Origin of the sequence: Bacillus sp. TH22 (assembly GCF_016651015.1) — a bacterium.
In the GTDB taxonomy this organism is placed as follows: Bacteria; Bacillota; Bacilli; order Bacillales; family Bacillaceae_G; genus Bacillus_A; species Bacillus_A mycoides.
Genome location: NZ_JAEKER010000002.1, coordinates 83,779 through 106,287, shown reverse-complemented (window position 1 = coordinate 106,287; position 22,509 = coordinate 83,779). Strand labels below are relative to the sequence as shown.

The following is a 22,509-nucleotide window of genomic DNA, read 5'->3' as shown; positions in this document are numbered from 1 at the left end:
GTTATACCATTACCCTAGGAAACTAGGTTTTTTATTTCTACCAAATGAAATTTTTATACTAATTACTTTCATCTCTCATAATCCAATTCAACTTCATAAGTACGTGGTCCAGGATACCTATTTGATTATTAACACCATCGCGATATTCCTCACTATGGATTCTCGAAAAGCCATTTTGGATCCGTTTTAAACCTGATTTTCTACGTTCTAAATTAGTAATAAGCTGTTTAACTTCTTCAGATTTCAAACTGCACATCCTTTTCCACCAAATAGCGTTTTTGTTTAGTTCTACCACACCAAGACATATAGACAACTATATATTTGGGTGTTAAAATGTTATTGCGATTCCCATATGGTTTCACATACGACTTTTTCTCTGTTTATGGGGCTCTTACATAATTGTAAGAGCTATTTTTTTATTCAAATTTTGATTTTTTTCACTTTTTCGATACATTTATGAAACATTTATATGTTACGTTATACAAGTCCTTTTTTGAATCATATTCATTCTGTCAAAAAGCCCTAGTCCCCTCTAGGGCTTTTTACGTTTAAATAAAGAGGTATACCAGATTTCTCAATGTGCAATATTACTTAACATGTAAAAAAAGATTTGGATAGGAGTTCAATACATATTATTAAAATTAGGATGGTTCAAGTTGGAGGAAGGCACCTTTGGGTGTCTTTTTTATGGAGAATCCGTTTAAAAATTAAAAATAAAAGAACCTCAATAAATGAGGTTCAAAAAATTTACTATTTTAAATTACCTTCGTAAAAAGCAACTCCATTTTGAACATGTTTTAAATACCACGTAATCGTCCCGCCACAAACATTTTCATTAAAACTATTAGCATATACTCCATTTGAGTAATAAAGAGTTCTTTTGAATTTACCATTAGAATACTCATAAGGAATTGAGCATGTTGCTTGCTTCGGAGAGCTCACAGATTGTTGCGTATCAGCTGAAGCTGCTCCAATTCCTCCTGTTAATGCAATACCAGTTGCTAATGTTCCTACTACTAATTTCTTGAACATAATAAATCCCCCTTTAATAGTTTTTATAGCTTACAACTTAAATGTATCATCTTTGTAATTTTTGTAAATATTTTGAATATGTAGAAATATTTATTTAAATTTTGATAATATTGGGATTCTATTTTTTCAACTGGAAAATAGAGGGTTTTAGAAGAGTATGTAGTAATGCATAATAAATCAACCAAATATTATGATATACTCTCAATGTGTGATACATAATTTCTTCAAATTGGAAAACTAAACCTTATCTACCCAATTGTGGGGGACGCCTTATGGCGTCTTTTTTTTAGGACCTGCTCAATTCAGGCGTAAAAACATAAGGTAAAGTGAACCCGTTAAAATACATGGAATGAACCCTAGTTTTACCCTCTTATCTAAAGGAGGAACTATTATTATGGGATATGGTGGTAGTTGCGGCGAAGGCTGCGGTTTTGCTGGAGGATTCGCTTTATTAGTTGTATTATTTATTTTATTAATCATTATCGGATGCAGTTGCTTCTGCTAAAAAACTATTGGAAAAGGCACCTTTGGGTGTCTTTTCTTTATGCGTTAAAAAGCCCACCTATTTCAGTAGGTGGGCTTTATCTTTATTACACAATACCAAAGTATACTCTCTTTTTCTCGTAAACTTAATGCAATTATACATATTCAGCAAAATTACACCAAATAAATATTATATGTAGTAAAATATAATTCGTGGACACGTTCTATAAAGCAGATTCTCCGATTAGAAGGCGTAACACATCTCAACCATATAGATGTGGCGTTTCTTTAATCTAGCCAAACAAACGATCTCGATTCTCTTGTATTTGTACACTAACAATCTGGTGAAAATAAATGATTCTGTTTTATAGGTCGTGTTTACTTGATGTCCAATACATATTATTAAAAGTGGTTCTGGTGCAAAAAGATGATAAATAAAAAAAGAATCAAGGATTCCTAACGGAATCACCTGTTAAGCAGTTAATCCAAACAGCTGGTTGATAAAAACATTCTGATTTTGGACAGACTGGTCCTGCAAATCAATTTGTTCTTTTTTGACCATATGCATGGCCTCAACACCACTCAATATAGATGCTGATGTTTTGTATGATTTAAATCCCAACATAGAGCGTATACGTTTTTTAATAAAACGATGATCTTGTTCTACTATGTTATTTAAATATTTTATCCTTCGGATTTTGGTGCCTATTGATATCCTTTTTTCTTTCTTCAACTGTTCGATTGCAATTGGATAAGCAGGGTTCTTATCAACCGTGATGACACGAGGTTTTGAGACATGAAAAGACCGCAAGGCTTTCTTGAATAATCGCTTTGCAGCCTTATGATTTCTAGATTTACTCAAATAAAAGTCAATCGTGTTTCCTTCCGAATCAACGGCACGATATAAATACATCCATTGTCCTTTTACTTTTATATATGTTTCGTCCACTCTCCATGAGTTATTCGTTTGTTTGAGATGACGTCGAATTCGTTTATCAAACTCCGGCCCATATTGATGTACCCATCGCATAATAGTTGTATGAGCCAGGAATAACCCTCGCTCCTCCATCATTTCCACCAAATCACGAAAGCTTAAGTTGTACCGTAGGTACCAACGTACAGTTAACAAGATGATGTCTGGTTGATAATGTTTCCACTTAAATAAATTTTCCTTTTCCATACTGATCACACACCTTTTATAGAGTAGTACTATCAGTATTTCCAAGTTTGATAGACCATTTTCATATACTTCAAAGTTTTTGCACCAGAACCCTTTTAATTATACACCTATGATTCTACAGAAAGAATAACGTATTTTTTCATTTTAGGGGGCTTTTCTTTTTCTTAGCTTGATAGCGATGTGGCGGTACCCCTAGTGGCTAATTACCATAAGGACTTATTTTTGAAATTTGCTATTTTTTAGAAAGTATGTTAATTTAAGAAAGACCTATTTTTGTTCGGTTTGAGATTGAGAATAAATTTTGTTTTTCGTCTAAGGTATTTGAGCAAGAGTAGTAACATATGTGTGGGTATCCACACTAGGAGGCAACAATTATGGAACAAGGTAAAGTAAAATGGTTTAATGCAGACAAAGGTTTTGGATTCATCGAGCGTGAAGGTGGAGAAGACGTATTCGTACATTTCTCAGCTATCCAAATCGACGGTTTCAAATCTTTAGACGAAGGACAAAGTGTAACGTTTGAAGTAGAACAAGGACAACGTGGTCCACAAGCTACTAATGTTCAAAAAGCTTAATATTAGCTGATGAAAGACCCTCTTGTAGGGTCTTTTTTTGATTTTGTTACAATATTCCGAATACAACTTTTTTAAGGGGATTTGGGGTGCTTAACTTTTAATGAAAAAGAAGATGTTAGAAATCATAATTTTAGCATTATGGGCTTTTTCTTTTGGTTATCTTGCAATTATATTAGGAATACCAAAAAACGGATTATATATAGTCGTAGGATTTCCAATCTTATTTGTTGGTGGACTTTTGATTGTGCATCTATTTCAAAATAAGAATGAAAATGGAAAATAACCTTGTTTGATTGTATATCTCATACACGTCAAGTTAACATAACGCATCATTATCGGTAGCAAGGAAAAGGGAGGAACCCTACTCTCACAAGGGAACCTTCTTTTTTTTCTATGGATCTATGCATTTTTTTATACATTCCTATCCTGGTGCGGTTTTAGGGTTCTTGTTTGTTACTGGATTATCCGAAAAATTGTATAAAATCTTGCATGCTCTTAGCTTGGTGTTTTTCCGAAATGCTGGCGGTACCCCAGTATGTATTACATAGCAAGTGTAGAGATTGCTTGTTTGTAGATTAGTTGTTGTTTACCATGAATCATCATTAGGACGGTAAATTTATCTGTTGCAAGGATCTGCCCACGTAATGGAACGCCATTCTTTAAAAACAAAGTAACTTCCCCTTTTTTCTCTTTCAATTGTTCATACATATCTTCTTGTAAATTAAACATGAAATGCGCCCCCTGGTTTGTTTGTATTTATTTTTCTTCTAATACCTGAAGCTTTTCACTGTTGGATATTTGTGATTCCCATTCACTTTCTATTTTTCTAAACCATTTTCCTATTTTGCTTAGATAATATCTTTTTACTTCACCATAAGGAATCCGAATTTCACGTTCCTGTATTTGATTCATCACTTCATGAAGAATCTCATCATGTTCATACTTTCTAGGTTTTCTTTGATATGTTTTTACAAACTGTGTATATTCTCTACGTAACCAATTAGAAATATGTTCTTTTTGTTTTTGTTTGAGATGTGACCATTTTTTATTTGTTTGAAGGAATTTTTCATTTACTTTTATATGGTTTTTCATCTTCATTCAGCCCTTTTATTTTCAGAACGAATATATAAATATCGTAACATCAAAGATATATATGTCGCAAAAGTTAAATGTAGACTAGTTCGTTGTGTTGTTATTTTTTATAATAAATACGGTACGTGAAATTATTTTATTGATCTTTAAAAAAGCCCCTTTTAAGGAGCCACTTATTTTACAAGGTACTGTTTTACTTCTTTTATTAATAGTTCCGCACCTTCTGGACTTAATGTTATCTTACCATTTGCTAATGCTATGTTATGATTTGACACCTCTCCTGTTAATGCACAAACACGACCCGGCTGATACTTCTGTAAAACAATATCTTCACCTTCTACAAAGATCTCTAATGGTGATTTTTCTTTAATACCTAGCGTATTTCTAAGTTCCTTTGGAATTACCACACGCCCTAATTCATCTATTTTTCTAGTTACTCCGGTTGCTTTCATCTAATATCTTTCCCCATTTCATTATCAATTGTACCCAAGTTATTCTTTACTATTGTAACAAGCTTTTCCCATACATGAAAATTTATTTGCATTTACAAAAGAACAAGTAAAATAAATAGAGGATTTTTGGCACGATAACAAGATAAGTAATTGAAATGAAGCAATTCGTCAGCTCGTAGAGAAAGCGTTAAGTCTTAAATAATGACTATCCTTTTTATTCCCCCTAAAAACCCAAAAAAACACATGTAAAGTCCTTATCTGCCTTTTCATATGTTTTTAAAATGAACAAGACCTATTGCATTAACTTGTCCATCGAAACACAAAATAAACAAATCTGAAGAGTCGTTTTTAAATTAAACCTTATTTTTTTAATACATACTTTAATCCTCTCATTTTCTGTTACTAGTGTAACCAAATATATTACTCTATTAGGCTTTGAATTATTGGTAAGAAATGCTAAAGTTAAATAAGTTAAAAAAATATACAAAGTGAGGCGATATTTTTGAAAAAGCTCAGTTTATTACTAACGGCATTTCTAATGATTGCTGCATTATTTATCCCTAATCTTGCAAGTGCTAAATCTTTCCCTGATGGTACATTTGGTGCAGACGTAAAAGTAACAAGTGAGCAGTCTGCTGCATTCTTGGCTCGCGTATTAGAACCAAGCTTCCGTCCTCCCCTTCCTCAACCAGAGGGCAATTTAGAAGTTCATTATATTGATGTAGGACAAGGTGATGCAACGTTTATAAAATCTCCAAGTGGAGAAACAATCCTCATTGACGGAGGAAACAATGGCAAAGGTAAGGTAGTGGCAAATTATCTAAAAGGACTAGAATTCCAAACCATTGATTATATGATTGCTACACACCCTGATGCTGATCATGTAGGTGGATTAGATGAAGTCCTAAATTCTATGAACGTAAAAAATGTGTATGCACCTAAAGTAAGCCATACTACCCAAACATTTAAAGACTTTTTAACTGCGGTAGCCAACAAAGGATTAACAATTAAAGAAGCAAAATCTGGTTTAAATTTACCAATCAATGGTTTAGACTCACAATTCTTAGCCCCTGTTAAAGAATATGGTGATGACTTAAACGAATGGAGCGCTGTATTAAAAGTAACGCACGGCAGCAAATCATTCTTATTTACTGGTGATGCTGAAGCAAAAAGCGAAAAAGATATGATTGCAGCACATGGTTCAAACCTAAAATCTGATGTATTAAAACCAGGTCACCATGGAAGCAAGACTTCTTCTTCTCAGCCATTTTTAGATGCAGTTAAACCAAATATCGCTGTTATCAGTGCAGGTGCAGGTAACAGATATGGACATCCTACACAAGAAACGTTAGCCAAGTTATCTTCAATGTCTGTTAAGGTATATAGAACTGATTTAAATGGAACTGTAGTTATTAATAGTGATGGTTCAGATATTTCAGTAAGAACGGAGAGATAACGATGCAAAGAGGTATTATTGACCGTTTTGAAGGAGCATTAGCAGTTATTGAAATCAATAACATAACAATTGATGTACCCAGATCCAAACTTCCTTCTAATGTAAAAGAAGGGGACGTTCTTATAATTGAAAATGATACGTATACAATTGATAATCATGAAACAGATAAAAGAAGATGTGAAATTCAAAATTTAATGGATAAGCTATTTGAATAATAGATTTTCAAAGTCAGCTCAATATAAGCTGGCTTTTTCCATTGCTATTATAAACAAGATCCGCCACTTGCATCGATTAATTCCCCAGTTATCCAGCGACTGTTTGATGAAGCAAGAAAAGCTACAATATCAGTTATATCTTTAGGCTCCATCTATTAAAGGTCGAAAAACTTGCAGCATATTTCTGTCCATCTTGATTTCCCAATGTTCCAGCATTCATTTCTGCATTAATTATGCCAGGAAGAATGGCGTTTACCGTAATACCGCGGTAACCAATTTTGTTGTGCTAAAGTATGAGTGCGTCTATTAATTGCCCCCTTAGATATACTGTAAGCAAAAACACTTGTCGAGGTGACACATGTAACAAACGATGAAATATTGATGATCCGTCCTCCATCTTTTAATCGTGGTAAAGCCTGTTGGATAATAAGAAATGGAGCCTTAACATTAATATTCATAATCTCATCAAAAGACTCTTCTGTGGATTCTTCTAATGTTAAAATCCGCCCGATTCCAGCATTATTTACAAGAATATCAACCGTATTATCGCCTATATGTTTTTGAAGGGATTTCTCCATCATTGGATACAATTTATTGATACCGTTAAGAGTGCTTAAATCCGCACTAATTATGAATGCGGAACCACCATCTTTTTTAATTTTATGCACCACTTCTTCTGCTTCTTCTTTTTCCATAGTGAACTACGACCAACGCACCATCCTGTGCCAAATTTATCGCAATATTTCGCACTATCCCCCTACTTGCACCAGTTACTAACGCGACTTTTCCCTTTAATGTATTCATTTCTTCAGCCCCTTGTTTAAAACTCATCCTAGTTATATCACAAGATGACCTTTGAAATGTTGCGCTCTTATTTGGCATCCATAAAACAGCAAAAAAAACATCTCATAAGAGTCGGCCTTTTCACTTCACACATACATTGGCTTTACAGCCCTTTTCGAACGAGAAAGCCCATTGCCTTTAGGAATGGGATGAAAGTGAGGTTGGATAAGGAGTACCACTAAAAATCACAAGGTTTGTGGTACTTTAAGTATCCAAAGTGTTGGTATCTTTTATTTTTCATCCTTTTTGTTGCAGTTAATTGAACAAACTAACACAATGTAACTATGATAAATGATTATAGAAGAACTAAAACAACCGTATCATTCATTAACTATCATTTTGTGTTTTGTCCACGATACAGAAGAAAGATTTTTCTAAATACAAAAGTAGAAGAATGCTTCAAAATGTTGGTTCAAGAAATATGTAATGAACTGGATATTGTTATTATCGCAATGGAATGTGAAAAAGACCACGTTCACTTGTTTTTAAATACACTGCCAACACTTAGTCCCGCCGATACAATGGCAAAAATTAAAGGAGTGACATCAAAGTGTTTGAGAGAAGAATTTCCCCATCTCATGCACCTGCCAAGTCTATGGACACGTTCCTATTTTATTTCTACTGCTGGAAATGTATCAAGTGAGACAATAAAACATTATGTTGAAAATCAAAAAACAAGGGGGTGAAACTTATGTCTCAAACCATAACAGTTAAAGTTAAATTGCTTCCAACAAAAGAACAAATCTGTTTATTGGAACAAAGTAGCCACGAATATATCAAAGTCATTAATGAACTTGTATCTGAAATGGTTGAAGCAAAGAAAAGCACTAAGAAAAGTACAAAAGATGTTCTTGCTAACCTACTAAGTGCGGTTAAGAATCAAGCGATTAAAGATGCGAAAAATGTGTTTTCTACAAAGGTGAAAAAAAGTAAATACCAAATCGTTCCGATTTTAAAGAAACTCGTTTGCGTATGGAATAACCAAAATTATTCATTTGACTTCACACACATCTCAATTCCGTTTAGCACATTGTTTTAGCTCCTTTTATCAGAAAAAAATGATTCATCCTCCACCTTCACTCCGCGCTTAGAGGAGGGGATCTTCTCGTTCACAAAATAAAAAGAGGGACAAATGCCCCTCTTACAATTACATATCACTATTTCACAAGGTTAAATAATACCTTTTAATATCAATCCTAAAACTGACATAACTATCGCACTAATAATGATTCGCAAAATCCAGGTTGTGTTTGTACTTATTTTTTCTAATTGCTTATTGATTGTAGCTATGTCTTTCTCATTAATAGTTGTACGCTTCTCTAAATTACGAATATCTCTCATGATTTCTTTTTGTTCCGTTTTTAGACTGTCAATTTTAGCGTATACATCTTCCATATATTCACACCCTCTGTTCATCTTAATAGAGAAATCTATATGTATATTATGAGACAACCCTCTTAACTGTGAATGCATTCCACATATTCACACGCCAAATCCTTTGGTAAAACCTAATTGAATTACTTACATCTTTCCGTGCTTACATATTAAAATCATTAGTAGGATAATCCGCAGTCTTGCAAGTTCTTTTTCACAATCTGGGCCTCTTCTCCTATCCATATTTAGCTACTCCACTGTATTTCCTAAAACACTCATATATTTATCTACATATAAATATATGAGTGTTTAAATCTTTGCTTATATGTGATTTAGATAAGTCGGAATTAGAAGAGGAATCCTTAGTGATTCCTTTTTCTATTTGATATGAAAAAAGAACGGATTTTTCTACTTTAATTACGTCTTCCAATCCTAGTATCTAGAACACTCTTTATATGCTGTTTCGAAATGGTTCTTATTTTCCTCTGAGTTATATCTCCATTTATATTTTGCCAATCCGAATTATTAAGGTCATACTCACAATCTAACATCCTCTTTTTCTCCAACGTTAAATTAGATGTACAGTGGTGCTTTATGTTTAAAAGCAAAAAATGATTCTATTTTGTTTATGGTTATTTGTTACTTTAAATGTTGTTGAATTTACTATTAGTTATAATCAAAGAGATTATAGACCTACTACAGGCAATGAGGTGTTAATCTCTAAAACATTGCGAATAACATTACTAGATGTCACTGAAGGAATATTTTGTTATTTCAGGTGCAATTTTCATATATCAATTCACAAAAAAATCACCGAACGAAAATGCATCTTTGTAGGTGCTTTTTTTCGGTGAACTATTGATAAATGAAATCCACATAAATCTTCACTAAATGTGACTATAGTCCCTTATTATTTCTTGAAATAATATGACACTTCCAAATTCAACATTTATGACTACTTTCTAATGCTTCTCTTATTACTGATTGCTTTACAAAAAAACTGAAGGAACATTATCAGAGAAGTTTTGGTATATATGTAAAACTACTATATTTCCAAAGAACGTGTATAAACTGTGACAAACAAAAGATATAGTGTTAAAGTACAAGTAAAATACACGATAGAAATACGCCTTATATTTACTTTCTAATTACGTATACTGGAAATCAGAAAATTTACTATCACCACAACAGATCCCTACTCACTAATAATAACAATACAAATGTTATTATTGCTAACAGTGAACGTACTACACGTAAATAAAAAATTATATAAAGATATTTTCGCTACCTACTTGACAGAGAGTTGATCATCCATCAACAACAGCTCTTTTCTAATACGTATATTTATACTTTATTAGCTTTATTTTTTTCTATATGTCCATATAAAATATCTCCTAGCTGTTGTACTGTTATTTCTTCCTTCTCGTAACTCTCTGTAGTTTGTAATAGAAACTCTAAATCAATTATTTCTTTCAAGATTTTATAAATAGAAAAAAAGCTTTATTTTCTACGTGTATATCCAAATCCATTAAAGCTGAAATAAGTTTTAAATTTTCTCTATCTGCTTCTATCATTTTAATTATGAGTTCTTTTAATACCTTTTCCTGCCACACTATAAACAACTCCTTCAGATATTAATCTAAATAACTACTTCAGAATAACCTTATTAAATTTACTGCCATTTACTTATTATCTTTCAATTGCTAAAGAATATTATAATCAATACTCTTGATAACTTATTTCTTTTTATATTATCCCTCAATATATTAAATTACTACTATGTTCTTTTTTTAAAAGTATACATCCTCTTCTTGACTTAAGTATAACAAAGATAATCAAAAAATAATTAATTAGATTTTGAAAATGAAAAATAAAACTATTTATGGAAAATTAAAGACATAATTTATGAATAAAGAAAAGGGTTCTTCTGTAAATAATTACAGAAGAAAACGATTAATAGCAGATTACCGAGCGGATTCGAATTTAATGCCATAAGTCTCCAAACAATTGATCGATGAATTCTTCTGATTTTGAACAAACTGGACCCTTAAATTTATCATTTTCCGACAGAAGACTCCTTCCTCAAAAATGTGAAGGTGTGAAACACCAATTTTAGGTGGGAGATGAATGTCGGTAGGCGTAAGCCTACTTATTTTGTATACTATTAAGAAGAATGCTAGAAAGTGAGGCGCAATCAATGTTAATAAATAAAGCATATAAATTTCGTATTTACCCGAATAAAAGACAAGAAATCTTAATTGCGAAAACGATTGATTGTAGTCGATTTGTGTTCAATCGGTTCCTTACTATGTGGAACAATACTTACAAAGAAACAGGGAAAGGATTAACATATAATTCTTGCTCTGCCGAGCTCACTCAATTAAAAAAACAGAATGATACGATATGGTTAAAAGAAGTAGATAGTATTGCGCTTCAATCTACATTAAAAAATCTGGCAGATGCTTTTTCACGCTTTTTCAAGAAATAGAATGATCCTCCACGATTCAAGTCCAAACGAAATAAAATCCAATCTTACACAACGAAAGAAACAAATAAAAATATCGCTGTGATAGGTAATCGAATAAAACTACCTAAAATCGGACTTGTGAGGTTTGCAAAGAGCCGTGAGGTAACGGGACGTATTCTAAATGCTACCATTAGACGGAATCCAAGTGGTAAATACTTTGTATCTTTGCTAGTTGAGACAGAAGTAAAAGAATTATCGAAAACAGGATCTTCTGTTGGGATTGATATGGGATTAAAGGATTTTGCTATTCTTTCAAATGGCACTACATACAAAAACCCTAAATTCTTTCGTACATTAGAAAAAAAATTAGCGGAAGCACAACGCATCCTTTCCAGAAGAACGAAAGGTTCTTCGAACTGGAGTAAACAACGTGTGAAAGTGGCACGAGTCCATGAACATATTACTAATGCAAGAAAAGATTACTTGGATAAAATCTCTACCGAAATCATCAAAAACCACGATGTAATTGGTATTGAGGATCTACAAGTAAGCAATATGCTAAAAAACGGGAAACTTGCCAAAGCAATCAGTGAAGTATCTTGGTCATAATTTCAAAATATGTTGGAATACAAAGCAAAATGGTACAGGAAGCAAGTTGTAGTTGTCTCAAAAATATTTACTGCTAGTCAGCTATGTTCGAGTTGTGGTTACCAAAATAAAGATATTAAAAGTATAAATCTTCGTGAGTGTCATTTTCCTCCTCGTGGCACACATCACGATAGAGATATTAACACAGGACTAAATCTTAGAAACTACGGTGATAACCTAGTTAAGTTTCTATACTTAGAAATCTCCCGCTTCAAACATTCCGTTAGAACGTTAAGTAGTGAGTGGTTCAAATACAGTTTTGAAATACACTTATATCTCATTACATTACCAAGGATAATACTAATCTATCTTATTCAAAAAACATTTGAAATAAAAAAAGATGCTCGAAAGCATCTCACTGACTAAAAAATTATAATATTTTCAAATTAATATAAATCCAAGTATTTACCAATGTTATTTTTTAGAGCATTCTCATAAATCTCATATGCACATGAAATATCCTCAATAGCCATTCCCATGGGGTTTAGGATAATTAATTCATCCTTATGTTCTCTCCCTGCTTTTAATCCAGTAATAATATCCCCTAATTCAGCATGTAGCATCTCTTTAGAAAATTTACCTTCTAAAACCAATTGATTTATTACTTTTTTTCTCTATTTGCTTGATCCCAATCATCTACAATTACCTTATCCGCTTGTATAAATAATTCACTTTCTAAATCCATAATAGATACATTACTAATAAATGTTCCTTTTTGAATCCACTCTGCTTTAATATATGGCTTATTCGCTACTGTACATGTAACTAATACTTCTGCTTTTTCAACAGCATCCTGAACTTTATCGGCAACCCGAAATGATATATTTTTATATTTTGACTGAAACTCTTTTATTAGTTCTTGTGCTTTATTTAGCTCCACATCGTATAGTACAACATTCTTAATACTTTTGAAATTTTCTAACATAGACATTACATGCATTTTAGCAATCAAGCCACAACCAACAATAGATAGATTTCTAAAGTCTTTATTGGCTAAATGTCTCGTAGCAACTACAGAAACAGCTGCTGTTCTCATTGCACTTATAGAACTTCCCTCTAAAATAGCAATCGGGAAATTTGTTTGAGGATCATTTAAAACAATTAATGCACTTGCCCGTTCCATGTTTCTCAAAGATGGATTATCATGCTTACTTCCAATCCATTTAATACCAGAGATAGACGGCTCACCTAAATGTGCAGGCATAGCGATAATCCTATCAGCAATATGTTCATCTTTTTTGTTAGTTTTTAAGTATGGTTTCAGTGGTTGACTAAAATCCTTACGAGAGTGTAGGATTAATGCACGTTCTACGCCCTTAATATAAATATCAGAACTATTTTCTTCTAACTTATGAACATCTGCTCTACTAAGATAAAGAATTTTCGGCTCAACAGCTTTATTAGTCATTCATATCACCCTTTATTGTATTTTCATATATTACTAATATTATAAGTACTAGTCAATCTGTAATACTTCTCTCCATTATGTTTAATTTTTGATATACAGTATCTATTTCCTTATGAATATCCTTCTCAACAGACATTAGCTCTTCCAATTTCAATTGAAGGGTAGGTATAATTTGTTGAGGATCTTTATTCTTTAAATTTGCCTGCATTATAATAAAAGAAATTTTCCGTGTAATGCTAAGGGAATATCCCAAATAATTAATCAACTTTTCCATATCAAGAGAAACTATATGGTGATATTTATTTAAGTAATATAGCATCCCTTCTCTACTATAAAGAAAACAAGTATTAAATCTACGAATTAAAAAATTCCAATTATCCTGTATACTTTCTTGTCTACTCATTGCATTTGAAAATACTTGATCTATCTCCATATATAGTTTAGAAATTGCTGTTGTCCCTGTATAATAACTAACACCGTCGAATTGAAAATGCCCCTGTAAATACTGAGATAATTTCAATAAAAACTCATATTTCAAACATTTTATCATTTCATCATTAAAATTATTAATTCGTGCAGTTTCTATATTTAACTTAATAACTTCGCCTGCTTGTTTAATCTTTTTAGACTGAATAGAATTATTAATTAAGTCAATAGGTATCGGACCATGATAACCAAAATATTGATCTTTAACATGAACATTTTCGTTCTCTACTCCTACTATGTTCAAATAATGATAATCATGAACTGGTGGAAAGGTTGGATACATAGTTGAAAGAACCTTAACATCTACGCATAATAAAAATGATTCAGTATTATTATGAAGAAACTCTCTTAATTTATGAGGAGCTACCTTAGATTTACTAGTGCCAATATAATTTTGCAACCATCCAAGAGTATTAGGCTGTTCCGCCTCAAGCTCAAAAGTAATATCTAAACTAGGATTACTATATACATATCCAAAATTTAAATGCTTTAAAATTAATGGCTCTAAACCAAATTGCTCCAATAACAAAGACATACTATTCCAATAACAATTGACACCTCTTCTCAAATAGCTATACCTTTCATTAAGCATCTCATAAAACTTCCTTTGCGTTTTCACTAAACTCAAAAAGAACATTTACAGGAGAGCATACTAATTTCCCTGGATGTCTTGATAATTCAGACGTCTTAATGTTCCTTACTGCAAACATTCGCTGTAACCACCGATCATTTCCATCGTATTTTGGAGTAAAACCTGTCCGAGCATGAATAGCTTTTTTATTATCCACAACTAATAATTCACCTGGTTTAAGAGCGACTTGTATACAGTTCTCTAACAATTGCTTTTTCAAATATTCTAGCGCCCACTTAGCCATAGGTGTTTGAGGTTCCATTAGATAAAAATCTATGCAAATATCCGGATCTAATAAAGGTCCACTTAACACAGGTATAGTAGTATGATAACTGTCTTCATCCCCATTTTCTAAAAATGATGATGGTGCATTAATTTTATATAAAGGTTTTCTTAATATCTCTATTACATCATTAGATAAGTTAAATAAAACTTTTCGGATTGAGGAAGTAATTGTCTTTGCCTTAGCTTCTTTATCAGATTTTACACAGTATAAAGCTAAAAAGTCAGGTTTATATGGATGAAACCCATCTTCAGTATGGAACTCTAAGATATCAGATCCTGTATTCTCTTGCTTTTTTTCTTGTCCTTTTACCGGGCAAATATTTTGAACTAATAACCCCTGTTTTTCATCTTCATATGCAAGTGGTTCCCCTAAACAAAGCATAAATAAAAATAAGATATACTCACTAATGGCCGTTTGCTTATCTTCACTTAACTGACCCTTTACTGGTGTATTCGGAAGAATTGGATCTGTTGGTAAATTAGAGAATTTTAAAGTCCCAAATAAATTAGAAAACCTTTTAAATGTAACTAATTCCTTTAAAATACGTATAGGTAACTTACTTTTAATAATATCTAATTCGTTTAATAATTTATCATCCATCTTGGTTATATCAAGTAATGGAAGCTCATTAATTAAATGCTTTAATTGTTTCTTCTCCTCCTCGGTTAAATGCACTTCCCAATTACTGGAATAATTAGTCATAAAACTCATCTCCTTCCTTTCCTATGCCGATCCTTAATTCCCGAGCCTTTTGTTGAAAAAAACTATTAATAGAATATGGTTTAAATTCATCTATAAAGTTCTCAAAATTCGAAAAACTAAGGCTGTTACTTGCAGTTTTAGCAATACAAAAAATATTTCCTTTTGTAATTTTCCATTTGATAGTCCCATTTAAACTTTTATTAAAAGCTCTTATACTTTCATCTAAGCAGGACTTAAGAGGACTAAACCATCCTCCACCTACTACTAGATTAGTCCATTCTCTATCAATATAGGACTTTACTCTTAGTTCATCTCTAGTTAATACCATTTCTTCTAATAATAAATGAGATTGATGTATTAACATTGCTGCTGGAGCTTCTCGAATTTCTGGATTCTTAACACCAAAACAACTATCTTCTAAACCTGCATATCTTCCAATTTTATAATCCGATAAGAGATCATTTAATAAAATCACTATCTCCTTTAAACTCCTCTTATCATTATTAATCTTAAACGGAATACCATTTTTGAACGTTATATCTAGGTATAGAATTTCTTTTTCTTCTATTTTATTTGTCCACTCAAATACGTTATCTCTAATTTCTAACTCAGTATACTCTAAAGTATCATTCTCTATAACTCTGCACCATAAGTTCTCGTCAATAGAATATTTAGATGTGGTAGGGAAATCGATACCTAATTCTTTCTTCAATATTCTCGCTTTATCTTCACGTGTAGTATATTCTCCTATAGCCGGACAAAATATATTAACATTTGGATAATTGGCCATTATAGAAAGGTTAAATCTCATAGCAGAATTCTGATATGGTGTTGAATTATGAACAATTAGTGATCCTCCAATATCTTTAGCATACTCACATGCCAATTTAGCAAGTAACGGACGTGTGTAGCTAGAAGAAATAGGGAAATGGTTGTTATATAAAGCTTTGGCCATTATCCCATGTGATATATAGCTATTACACAAATCTTCTGAAGCATCAATAATATGAAGTTTCAATTCTAATTTTCGAGATAATTCCATAATTTCATCAGAAATGTTTTGTCCAACATCAATTAAAACGGCATGTATATCCATATCGTATTTTTTCAATTCATAAGCTGTATAAAAACTATCTAGTCCACCAGAAAACAAGAGTACAGCTTTTTCATTTTTAAAAGGCAATAGTTCTTGGAATTGACCATATATTTTACTCATATAAATTAGTCCCTATTTCATTTTTTGCGATTAATTTATTGTTAAAATATCTTATATTACGAGGAATATTCAATCCCCTTCCAAATTCTATAATCCATTTAGCAAATACTGTGGTGACAATTTCTGAATTTCTATAAAAGTCGAAGTTAACACTGAACCATTCTTTGATTACATCCGGAACTGCATCTTTTGGAGAATTTAAGATACGTATCTCAAGGTCTGTAATATCATCTAATAACATACTTAGATTTTCTTTGATTTTCATAATATCCAACTCAATTTTAAAATCTTTAAATGTAATTGCTCTAGCCTTTAAAAGGTACTCAAATAAAATATAATTTGTTAGACAGTCAAAACTTTTTTCAGGATCATCAGCATAGCTATAACGAAATAGTCTTTCCACAAGAAATATCTCTTTTGCTAGTTTATCAATATAAGAGTCCTTATTTAATAAATACAAATATGCTGATATATCTACTCTAACTTCTTCAAATGAACTTCCTAGCAGTGAACTTTTTTCTTTAAAGAATACATTTAAAGGTAATACTCCTTTGTAATGATAGTAATCATGTAAGTACGAAAGTAGCATTCTTGCCGTATAAATATCATTAAGATTAGCTTTAAATATTGATAGAGGTGTTTTTAAGACCTCTTCACTAATAGGTTTAGTAATCTGATGGAACACTTGTAAGTACTTGTTTATAAAGAACAAAGAAAATTTATCTTGTTCTATGCTACTATTTGTTACAATTGCTTCTGGGAAAAAGCTAAATACATTAGCTTCTAAAATACCCTTCGTTCCCAAGATTAATTCTACGCCCATAAAAGTATCAAATGGTAACTCTTCTCTTAAATGTGTGATAGCTTCTGGTTCATTCCGATAATAAAAGCATGCTTCAAAATTAATAATTTTATTTTTTTTCACAGGGAAAAAGAACATACCAAATTCTTTATTCTCAATTTTATTGTATTTCCCAAAAGTAAAATCAAATTTGGGTGTATTATTAATACCAGATTCTTTCCATGCAATCAAATCTTTTATAATTGCTTTTACTAAGCCTTCATCAAAATGGATCTTTAACTTTTCTAAAATGAGTATAATACGTTCAATAATTTCTTCACAATATGAATCTTCTTTATTAATTTGACCTAAATAATTTTGATGTACTCTTAATTTTTCAACTTCTAAAACTAACTCTTCTGCACTGTTATACCATAACAAATTTTTCAAATTATCCATATCACTTGAAATTAACATAAACTACCTCCTATTTAATAATTGTGTTATCGAACTAATTGAATTGAAGTTTTCAAATGAAATTTCAGACTCCATGAATTGAACCTGTTGTACATTTTCTAAATAAGTAATTAACTCCATAATTTTTAAAGAATTAAGTATACCTGTCCCTATTAAATCTAGATCATGTGGGATACTTTCAATACTTCCATCCTGTAATAATTCTCTTTTTATATAATCTTCTAATTCCGTTTCCAGCATGCACTTTATTCCTCCGTATATCCCATTAGTTTCTTTCGATCAATTTTGCCAGTACTAGTTTTAGGTAATTTATGCTCTGTAAAAATAAACTTACTAGGAATTGCATAAGCATCTAAAAACTCAGAGCAATACTCTCTAATATCTAAGGAATTTAAAGTTGCTTTAGAATGAATATAACAAGTAAGACCATCATTGTTCATTACAATAAACACCTCATCTATAAGATTATGTTTAGAAATTACATTCCTGACTTCTGAAAGATAAACCCTTTTCCCTTGAATCTTAACCATGTCGTCCATACGGCCCATGTAATAATACAGACCATTTTCATTTTTAACCAAATCACCAGTTGGAAAGTATTTTAAGTTATTTGAATCATTCATTTTAAAGGTCTCATTGTCTGTTTTATTCAAATACCCTTTTAACATCGTCGAAGAATGCACATATAACTCTCCAACTTCTCCTTCACCACATGGTAGCAAATCAGCATCTAAAACCTGTAATTGTACATGTTTTAATGGTCTGCCAATAGGAAGAATTTTTAATGCCTCTATGTCTTGAGGAAACAAATAAGATAATGCCTCATTAACCTCTGTATTACCATAAAAATTCACAATATTAGCATTTTCAAAACAATTTCTAACCAATTTCACATCGCCGAAAGGTAAAGCTTCACCCGCTAATCCCAAAAAACGAACAGAAGTATAATTTTTGATTTTTTCATTTAGAAGCAATTTAATTGATGAAGGAACCAAATGCAAAATGTTAATTTTTTCCTCTTCAATCAATTGATTCATATATCGCGGATTATTCCTCTTTTCACTTGAAGGAAGTACACAGCAACCACCTACAGCAAAAGGGATAAATAAAGAGAATATAGACATGTCAAAATATAAAGGCGCATGACATAAAAATTTATCCGCATTTGTGGCTCCAACAAACTCGCTTCCCCAGCTAATAAAGGCACGAAAACTTTCTCTTGCTAAAATTACCCCTTTTTTCATACCTGTCGAACCTGAAGTGAAAAATATAAAAGATTCAAGACTATCATCTATTCTACCAACATCAACATTTGATTCCATAGACTTAACATATGCTAGATCAAACAAATTTTGTTGAGGTTTACATAGATCCAATGAGAATAATAATAGGTCTTCTACAAAATTCAATTTAGAATCTATAGCATTTTTTTTGTTAACTATACAGCATTTTATTTGAGCGCTTTTAATACTATCTTCAAAGATTTTCACTTGTTCATCTGGATTTAGCGGCACACTTACAGCCCCTATTTTTAGTGCTGCTATATAAGTTATTACGTTGTGTATTGGATTTGTACTTAAAATTCCAATTCTTTCTCCAACGGTAATACCTTTTGACAATAGAGCATTGGCCAATTGACCAGATACATTATCAATTTCTTTATACAAATAATTTTCTGTATCTGTTTTATAAGCTATTTTATCTTTATATTTTTCAATCGTATTATTAAGCATTGTTTTAAGGCATACTTTCAAAGCATCTCCCCCTTTTAATACCTATATATATCCTCTCACGAAGTTTTAATTTTCAGAATAAAACCAATGTTAAATTCACATTAGTTTGTAATAAAATTAAAAAACATATTTGTTAAGTAACGTTAAACTAACCCCTCTTATACAAATACGATATGTAGAAATGTAAGGGCTTGTATTACAATTAAAGAAACTATTTTATGGAGTTGATTTTTATGTCAAATGAAAAAACAGTAGTAAGCTCTAATTCCCCATTTGAAGACTTTTTAGGATCTTCTAGGGCAATTAAAAAAGGAAATATCATTGTAGTTGCAGGCACAGCCCCCTTAAATGCTAATGGAGAGACCACAACCTCTGATGTTTATGAACAAACAAAAAGTTGTATTAATGTAATCAAAAGTTCTTTAGAAAAAATGGGTTCTTCTTTAGAGGATGTTGTTAGAACAAAAATTTATATTACAGATATGAATAAGTGGCATGAAGCAGCTAAAGCCCATAAAGAATATTTTTCAAAAATCAAACCAGCTTGTACAGTTTTTGAAGTAAATAGATTTATAAAGGAAGAGTGGCTTGTAGAAGTTGAAGCTGACTGTCTGCTATAATACTATCCCACCTAAGCATAGACTTAAGGTGGGAGATTTTTATGGATTGTCCACGAAAAAATCAACTCAAGTTGGTTCACAAAATTCCCTTGCAGCAATCCCTTTGTTCCATTTGCAAATGTATTTGAATCTACTTTATATAAAATCTTTCAGTCGGATTATTAGTGTTTGAAAGTTTTCTCTTAGCTCTGTACACCTCTCATTTACAAGTCTTCCTCAAAATCACTATTCTACGTGATTTTGAATAGGATCTTCAGTTTAGAAAAGAAACTTTTATTAATAATCACTTTATAAATATATAAATTCAAACACATTATTTTGTATCAAATATATCCTTAAGTAAGGCATTTAATAATGTATAACTTATCATAGGTTTTTCCTTTGTCAGAAATTTAAATAAGGAAGCAACTTTAATTGTTTTCATACATTAATTAGCATTTATAACTCTTTTTGTCGAATTTGATGATAAGGATACACTTTTTTAATCATGGTAAAAATTCAAGATTTAACTAATCATTTTAGTTCGGCTGAAAACTTACCTTACCTCCATTTGATAATAAATTAAATCCAAAAAGGTTTAATAGTAACTTTCATCCCACTTTTATCACCGAATTATGACTTTCACAGTACTCGAAGTGGAAATTAAACTCGCTTAAAAAATCATAATAGTCATATATAATAATATAAATTTAAGTTCAAAAATATTACTATCATTCAAAAAAAATAGTCAAATTAGAAGGATATAATTCAACCTAAGGAGAATAGTATCTAAAAGGTTTAAAAATTCAAAAATTAATTTTATACATACGTAAGAGACATGTAGAATTCTTCTTATTTTAAATAAGCAATTCTAACACGCCTCTTTTTAATAAGTTATTAAAGCCCTACAAGAAATTCGTTTCCTTTACCAATTAAGGTATAACCAACTCCTTTTCGGTGGACTATAAGATTAAAATTTTTCTGACTAGTATATAATTTTTTTCTGAGCTTATAAATATATTGTCTAACTGTTTCAGTAGTTGTATATTCATCCCAAATAGCAAGTAGGATATCTTCTGTTGTGACAAATTTGTCTCGCATGTTTATAAAGAACATGAGCATTTCATACTCTTTTCCAGCTAAAGGAAAAATTTCACCTGCATTATCTAGATAATGCATATCTACATTCACAAATATACCTGGATAAAGTTCAACAATATTTTTGTTGTGCTGCTTATTTCTATTCAATTGGACAATATGTTTATAAAAATGACTCACGCACTCCTGTATTTGTTGATGAGTATGAATTTCAAAAGACATTGTAGAATTTTTTTTCAAAAGTTCTAATCCTGCCTTATTAGTACTAATATCTTCATCAAATAATATTAATATTGGGATATTTTCTAACTCTTTTTTTATATTTCGAAATTGTTTTACCTCTTCAAAATCTAAGCTTTTTAATCTCCATATTATCCCATCAAAATGGTTTCTTTTATCTTTTAAAATATAATTTAGAGAAGTAATATCTCCCACATGTATAATTTCCCAATTGGGATAGTATGCAGATCTCCGAGCTAACTTTGGTAAAAATAATTCAGGACTAATAACGACAATTTTCATTTCCCATTCCTCCATAATATTTTTTATTTGGTAAAATTAGATATCAAGACTACCTGTGCGATAGAGTAGTCTTTGGAATGAGAAAGTGATACAAAAGCTTCCAACTTTTGTTTCTTAATCGTTTGTTCAGTCGTATTATAGAATTTAAAATACGGTTCGCCCGTCTTCTTCTTAAGTATAACAGCATCTGTAAAACAGAATCCATTACCAATCCCTGTACCTAATGCTTTAAAAAGGGCTTCCTTTGCAGAAAATCTTGCTGCAAAATGTTGGGATGGGTTACTTTTTTTTCTACAATATTCAATTTCTTCTGGAACGAAAATTTTATTTAAAAATTTGAGGTCATATTTTTTTATTGCAGATTGAATCTCAGTAATATCTTGAATATCAATCCCTATACCATATACATTAGGCACGGATAAGATTGAATTTCCCTGTTTCATGGTATACATCGACTCCCGAATAAATTTTTTTATTATTCTAGCTATTTTTCAACTCCATAATATAATTTGCAATGGTAGTAACACTTTCTAAATATGAAGGATCCAACTCTTCCATATCAAATTCAATTTCACATTTCTCTTCAAGAGCTAATAAAAGTTCAATTATACCTGTTGAATCAAGCCCTAGTTCTTCAAAAATATTTGCATCTACTTTCACATCTGCTACAGCAAGTTCTAATTGCTGTGCAAGAATTTCAGTAACTACATCCATTAAATTATTTAGCTTATTCATATACTTAACCCCCGATTA

24 protein-coding genes and 5 pseudogenes are annotated in these 22,509 nt (G+C 31.3%); 10 read left to right on the top strand and 19 right to left on the bottom strand.

Annotation, left to right across the window (positions count from 1 at the left end; translation table 11 throughout):
- Window positions 1–58: 58 nt before the first annotated feature.
- Both JFU18_RS28200 and JFU18_RS28195 read right to left on the bottom strand, forming a co-directional pair.
- Complete coding sequence (locus JFU18_RS28200; protein ID WP_201033374.1) at window positions 59–256, bottom strand: hypothetical protein; 198 nt, start codon at window positions 254–256, stop codon at window positions 59–61.
- A 494-nt stretch (window positions 257–750) separates the two neighbouring features.
- Window positions 751–1,032 carry an LCI fold-containing protein gene (locus JFU18_RS28195; protein ID WP_088037994.1) on the bottom strand — a complete coding sequence of 94 codons (282 nt, stop codon included), beginning with the start codon at window positions 1,030–1,032 and terminating at the stop codon, window positions 751–753.
- 394 nt (window positions 1,033–1,426) lie between these two features.
- Between JFU18_RS28195 and JFU18_RS28190 the strand changes: the two genes are divergently transcribed.
- On the top strand, window positions 1,427–1,537 hold the full coding sequence (locus JFU18_RS28190; protein ID WP_000540371.1) for a YjcZ family sporulation protein: 111 nt from the start codon (window positions 1,427–1,429) through the stop codon (window positions 1,535–1,537).
- A 450-nt stretch (window positions 1,538–1,987) separates the two neighbouring features.
- On the opposite strand, the gene JFU18_RS28185 is transcribed toward JFU18_RS28190, so the two are convergent.
- The gene (locus JFU18_RS28185; RefSeq protein ID WP_201033376.1) at window positions 1,988–2,695 is read right to left on the bottom strand and encodes an IS6 family transposase; all 708 of its coding nucleotides are present in this window, start codon (window positions 2,693–2,695) and stop codon (window positions 1,988–1,990) included.
- A 374-nt stretch (window positions 2,696–3,069) separates the two neighbouring features.
- Between JFU18_RS28185 and JFU18_RS28180 the strand changes: the two genes are divergently transcribed.
- Together JFU18_RS28180 and JFU18_RS28175 are read left to right on the top strand one after the other, a co-directional pair.
- Entirely contained in the window at window positions 3,070–3,270 is a 201-nt protein-coding gene (locus tag JFU18_RS28180; protein WP_012261563.1) for a cold-shock protein, read from the top strand.
- 100 nt (window positions 3,271–3,370) lie between these two features.
- Window positions 3,371–3,553 (top strand): hypothetical protein, encoded by a 183-nt coding sequence (locus JFU18_RS28175; protein WP_201033377.1) that lies wholly within the window; start codon window positions 3,371–3,373, stop codon window positions 3,551–3,553.
- A 257-nt stretch (window positions 3,554–3,810) separates the two neighbouring features.
- Here the strand turns inward: JFU18_RS28175 and hfq are convergent, their stop codons facing one another.
- The 3 genes from hfq to JFU18_RS28160 all read right to left on the bottom strand — a co-directional run bounded on the left by hfq (window position 3,811) and on the right by JFU18_RS28160 (window position 4,814).
- The gene (hfq, locus tag JFU18_RS28170) at window positions 3,811–3,999 is read right to left on the bottom strand and encodes an RNA chaperone Hfq (RefSeq protein WP_201033378.1); all 189 of its coding nucleotides are present in this window, start codon (window positions 3,997–3,999) and stop codon (window positions 3,811–3,813) included.
- Window positions 4,000–4,026: 27 nt separating this feature from the next.
- Window positions 4,027–4,362, bottom strand: coding sequence for a transposase (locus JFU18_RS28165; RefSeq protein WP_201033542.1), 336 nt, complete (start codon window positions 4,360–4,362; stop codon window positions 4,027–4,029).
- A gap of 173 nt (window positions 4,363–4,535) precedes the next feature.
- Complete coding sequence (locus JFU18_RS28160; protein WP_201035007.1) at window positions 4,536–4,814, bottom strand: AbrB/MazE/SpoVT family DNA-binding domain-containing protein; 279 nt, start codon at window positions 4,812–4,814, stop codon at window positions 4,536–4,538.
- Window positions 4,815–5,397: 583 nt separating this feature from the next.
- On the opposite strand from JFU18_RS28160, the pseudogene JFU18_RS28155 reads away from it, so the two are divergent.
- Window positions 5,398–6,270, top strand: a pseudogene (locus JFU18_RS28155) (ComEC/Rec2 family competence protein); the annotation flags it as partial.
- Window positions 6,271–6,272: 2 nt separating this feature from the next.
- Window positions 6,273–6,485 (top strand): DUF3006 domain-containing protein, encoded by a 213-nt coding sequence (locus JFU18_RS28150; protein ID WP_088031164.1) that lies wholly within the window; start codon window positions 6,273–6,275, stop codon window positions 6,483–6,485.
- A 47-nt stretch (window positions 6,486–6,532) separates the two neighbouring features.
- Here JFU18_RS28150 and JFU18_RS28145 read toward each other — a convergent pair.
- Window positions 6,533–7,289 (bottom strand): annotated as a pseudogene (locus tag JFU18_RS28145) (SDR family oxidoreductase).
- Between the two features lie 323 nt (window positions 7,290–7,612).
- Here JFU18_RS28145 and tnpA point away from each other — a divergent pair.
- Together tnpA and JFU18_RS28135 are read left to right on the top strand one after the other, a co-directional pair.
- Window positions 7,613–8,014, top strand: coding sequence for an IS200/IS605 family transposase (gene tnpA, locus JFU18_RS28140; protein ID WP_201035008.1), 402 nt, complete (start codon window positions 7,613–7,615; stop codon window positions 8,012–8,014).
- 5 nt (window positions 8,015–8,019) lie between these two features.
- Window positions 8,020–8,349 (top strand): annotated as a pseudogene (locus JFU18_RS28135) (RNA-guided endonuclease TnpB family protein); the annotation flags it as partial.
- 149 nt (window positions 8,350–8,498) lie between these two features.
- On the opposite strand, the gene JFU18_RS28130 reads toward JFU18_RS28135, so the two are convergent.
- The gene (locus JFU18_RS28130; protein ID WP_201033381.1) at window positions 8,499–8,723 is read right to left on the bottom strand and encodes a hemolysin XhlA family protein; all 225 of its coding nucleotides are present in this window, start codon (window positions 8,721–8,723) and stop codon (window positions 8,499–8,501) included.
- A gap of 590 nt (window positions 8,724–9,313) precedes the next feature.
- Here JFU18_RS28130 and JFU18_RS28125 point away from each other — a divergent pair.
- Complete coding sequence (locus tag JFU18_RS28125; protein ID WP_242483558.1) at window positions 9,314–9,556, top strand: DUF3937 family protein; 243 nt, start codon at window positions 9,314–9,316, stop codon at window positions 9,554–9,556.
- 618 nt (window positions 9,557–10,174) lie between these two features.
- Here the strand turns inward: JFU18_RS28125 and JFU18_RS30035 are convergent.
- Window positions 10,175–10,315, bottom strand: coding sequence for a hypothetical protein (locus JFU18_RS30035; protein ID WP_242483559.1), 141 nt, complete (start codon window positions 10,313–10,315; stop codon window positions 10,175–10,177).
- A gap of 584 nt (window positions 10,316–10,899) precedes the next feature.
- Here JFU18_RS30035 and tnpB point away from each other — a divergent pair.
- Window positions 10,900–11,982 (top strand): annotated as a pseudogene (gene tnpB, locus JFU18_RS30030) (IS200/IS605 family element RNA-guided endonuclease TnpB); the annotation flags it as partial.
- Window positions 11,983–12,203: 221 nt separating this feature from the next.
- On the opposite strand, the pseudogene sbnB reads toward tnpB, so the two are convergent.
- From sbnB to JFU18_RS28075, 7 genes and pseudogenes are all read right to left on the bottom strand, one after another.
- Window positions 12,204–13,225: pseudogene (gene sbnB / locus JFU18_RS28105) on the bottom strand (2,3-diaminopropionate biosynthesis protein SbnB).
- Between the two features lie 52 nt (window positions 13,226–13,277).
- Window positions 13,278–14,303: a hypothetical protein gene (locus JFU18_RS28100; protein WP_088031170.1), complete on the bottom strand. Its 1,026-nt coding sequence runs from the start codon at window positions 14,301–14,303 to the stop codon at window positions 13,278–13,280.
- A gap of 1 nt (window position 14,304) precedes the next feature.
- Window positions 14,305–15,330, bottom strand: a complete 1,026-nt coding sequence (locus JFU18_RS28095; protein WP_242483560.1) for a TauD/TfdA family dioxygenase — start codon at window positions 15,328–15,330, stop codon at window positions 14,305–14,307.
- The gene (locus tag JFU18_RS28090) at window positions 15,323–16,546 is read right to left on the bottom strand and encodes an argininosuccinate synthase domain-containing protein (protein ID WP_201033384.1); all 1,224 of its coding nucleotides are present in this window, start codon (window positions 16,544–16,546) and stop codon (window positions 15,323–15,325) included. The genes JFU18_RS28095 and JFU18_RS28090 overlap by 8 nt, the downstream gene beginning before the upstream one ends.
- Window positions 16,539–17,804, bottom strand: a complete 1,266-nt coding sequence (locus tag JFU18_RS28085) for a DUF6421 family protein (protein WP_201033385.1) — start codon at window positions 17,802–17,804, stop codon at window positions 16,539–16,541. The genes JFU18_RS28090 and JFU18_RS28085 overlap by 8 nt, the downstream gene beginning before the upstream one ends.
- Window positions 17,805–17,807: 3 nt before the next feature.
- Window positions 17,808–18,044: a hypothetical protein gene (locus JFU18_RS28080; RefSeq protein WP_149191255.1), complete on the bottom strand. Its 237-nt coding sequence runs from the start codon at window positions 18,042–18,044 to the stop codon at window positions 17,808–17,810.
- Window positions 18,045–18,049: 5 nt separating this feature from the next.
- Complete coding sequence (locus tag JFU18_RS28075) at window positions 18,050–19,558, bottom strand: AMP-binding protein (protein ID WP_201035009.1); 1,509 nt, start codon at window positions 19,556–19,558, stop codon at window positions 18,050–18,052.
- Between the two features lie 212 nt (window positions 19,559–19,770).
- On the opposite strand from JFU18_RS28075, the gene JFU18_RS28070 reads away from it, so the two are divergent.
- Entirely contained in the window at window positions 19,771–20,157 is a 387-nt protein-coding gene (locus JFU18_RS28070) for a RidA family protein (RefSeq protein ID WP_201033387.1), read from the top strand.
- Between the two features lie 876 nt (window positions 20,158–21,033).
- Here the strand turns inward: JFU18_RS28070 and JFU18_RS28065 are convergent.
- Genes JFU18_RS28065 through JFU18_RS28055 form a run of 3 tightly spaced genes read right to left on the bottom strand, consistent with a single transcriptional unit; the run spans window position 21,034 to window position 22,491 of the window.
- Window positions 21,034–21,756 (bottom strand): winged helix-turn-helix domain-containing protein, encoded by a 723-nt coding sequence (locus JFU18_RS28065; protein WP_176280899.1) that lies wholly within the window; start codon window positions 21,754–21,756, stop codon window positions 21,034–21,036.
- Window positions 21,757–21,779: 23 nt separating this feature from the next.
- Complete coding sequence (acpS, locus tag JFU18_RS28060) at window positions 21,780–22,199, bottom strand: holo-ACP synthase (protein WP_187770560.1); 420 nt, start codon at window positions 22,197–22,199, stop codon at window positions 21,780–21,782.
- 37 nt (window positions 22,200–22,236) lie between these two features.
- The gene (locus JFU18_RS28055; RefSeq protein ID WP_088031179.1) at window positions 22,237–22,491 is read right to left on the bottom strand and encodes an acyl carrier protein; all 255 of its coding nucleotides are present in this window, start codon (window positions 22,489–22,491) and stop codon (window positions 22,237–22,239) included.
- Between the last annotated feature and the right edge of the window lie 18 nt (window positions 22,492–22,509).

What these genes read in the sequence shown, in the direction of transcription:
- JFU18_RS28200 (WP_201033374.1), bottom strand. Translation starts at nt 256, where the DNA reads ATGTGCAGTTTGAAATCTGAAGAAGTTAAACAGCTTATTACTAATTTA.
- JFU18_RS28195 (WP_088037994.1), bottom strand. Translation starts at nt 1,032, where the DNA reads ATGTTCAAGAAATTAGTAGTAGGAACATTAGCAACTGGTATTGCATTA.
- JFU18_RS28190 (WP_000540371.1), top strand. Translation starts at nt 1,427, where the DNA reads ATGGGATATGGTGGTAGTTGCGGCGAAGGCTGCGGTTTTGCTGGAGGA.
- JFU18_RS28185 (WP_201033376.1), bottom strand. Translation starts at nt 2,695, where the DNA reads ATGGAAAAGGAAAATTTATTTAAGTGGAAACATTATCAACCAGACATC.
- JFU18_RS28180 (WP_012261563.1), top strand. Translation starts at nt 3,070, where the DNA reads ATGGAACAAGGTAAAGTAAAATGGTTTAATGCAGACAAAGGTTTTGGA.
- JFU18_RS28175 (WP_201033377.1), top strand. Translation starts at nt 3,371, where the DNA reads ATGAAAAAGAAGATGTTAGAAATCATAATTTTAGCATTATGGGCTTTT.
- hfq (WP_201033378.1), bottom strand. Translation starts at nt 3,999, where the DNA reads ATGTTTAATTTACAAGAAGATATGTATGAACAATTGAAAGAGAAAAAA.
- JFU18_RS28165 (WP_201033542.1), bottom strand. Translation starts at nt 4,362, where the DNA reads ATGAAAAACCATATAAAAGTAAATGAAAAATTCCTTCAAACAAATAAA.
- JFU18_RS28160 (WP_201035007.1), bottom strand. Translation starts at nt 4,814, where the DNA reads ATGAAAGCAACCGGAGTAACTAGAAAAATAGATGAATTAGGGCGTGTG.
- JFU18_RS28150 (WP_088031164.1), top strand. Translation starts at nt 6,273, where the DNA reads ATGCAAAGAGGTATTATTGACCGTTTTGAAGGAGCATTAGCAGTTATT.
- tnpA (WP_201035008.1), top strand. Translation starts at nt 7,613, where the DNA reads ATGATAAATGATTATAGAAGAACTAAAACAACCGTATCATTCATTAAC.
- JFU18_RS28130 (WP_201033381.1), bottom strand. Translation starts at nt 8,723, where the DNA reads ATGGAAGATGTATACGCTAAAATTGACAGTCTAAAAACGGAACAAAAA.
- JFU18_RS28125 (WP_242483558.1), top strand. Translation starts at nt 9,314, where the DNA reads ATGATTCTATTTTGTTTATGGTTATTTGTTACTTTAAATGTTGTTGAA.
- JFU18_RS28100 (WP_088031170.1), bottom strand. Translation starts at nt 14,303, where the DNA reads ATGCTTAATGAAAGGTATAGCTATTTGAGAAGAGGTGTCAATTGTTAT.
- JFU18_RS28095 (WP_242483560.1), bottom strand. Translation starts at nt 15,330, where the DNA reads ATGACTAATTATTCCAGTAATTGGGAAGTGCATTTAACCGAGGAGGAG.
- JFU18_RS28090 (WP_201033384.1), bottom strand. Translation starts at nt 16,546, where the DNA reads ATGAGTAAAATATATGGTCAATTCCAAGAACTATTGCCTTTTAAAAAT.
- JFU18_RS28085 (WP_201033385.1), bottom strand. Translation starts at nt 17,804, where the DNA reads ATGTTAATTTCAAGTGATATGGATAATTTGAAAAATTTGTTATGGTAT.
- JFU18_RS28080 (WP_149191255.1), bottom strand. Translation starts at nt 18,044, where the DNA reads ATGCTGGAAACGGAATTAGAAGATTATATAAAAAGAGAATTATTACAG.
- JFU18_RS28070 (WP_201033387.1), top strand. Translation starts at nt 19,771, where the DNA reads ATGTCAAATGAAAAAACAGTAGTAAGCTCTAATTCCCCATTTGAAGAC.
- JFU18_RS28065 (WP_176280899.1), bottom strand. Translation starts at nt 21,756, where the DNA reads ATGAAAATTGTCGTTATTAGTCCTGAATTATTTTTACCAAAGTTAGCT.
- acpS (WP_187770560.1), bottom strand. Translation starts at nt 22,199, where the DNA reads ATGAAACAGGGAAATTCAATCTTATCCGTGCCTAATGTATATGGTATA.
- JFU18_RS28055 (WP_088031179.1), bottom strand. Translation starts at nt 22,491, where the DNA reads ATGAATAAGCTAAATAATTTAATGGATGTAGTTACTGAAATTCTTGCA.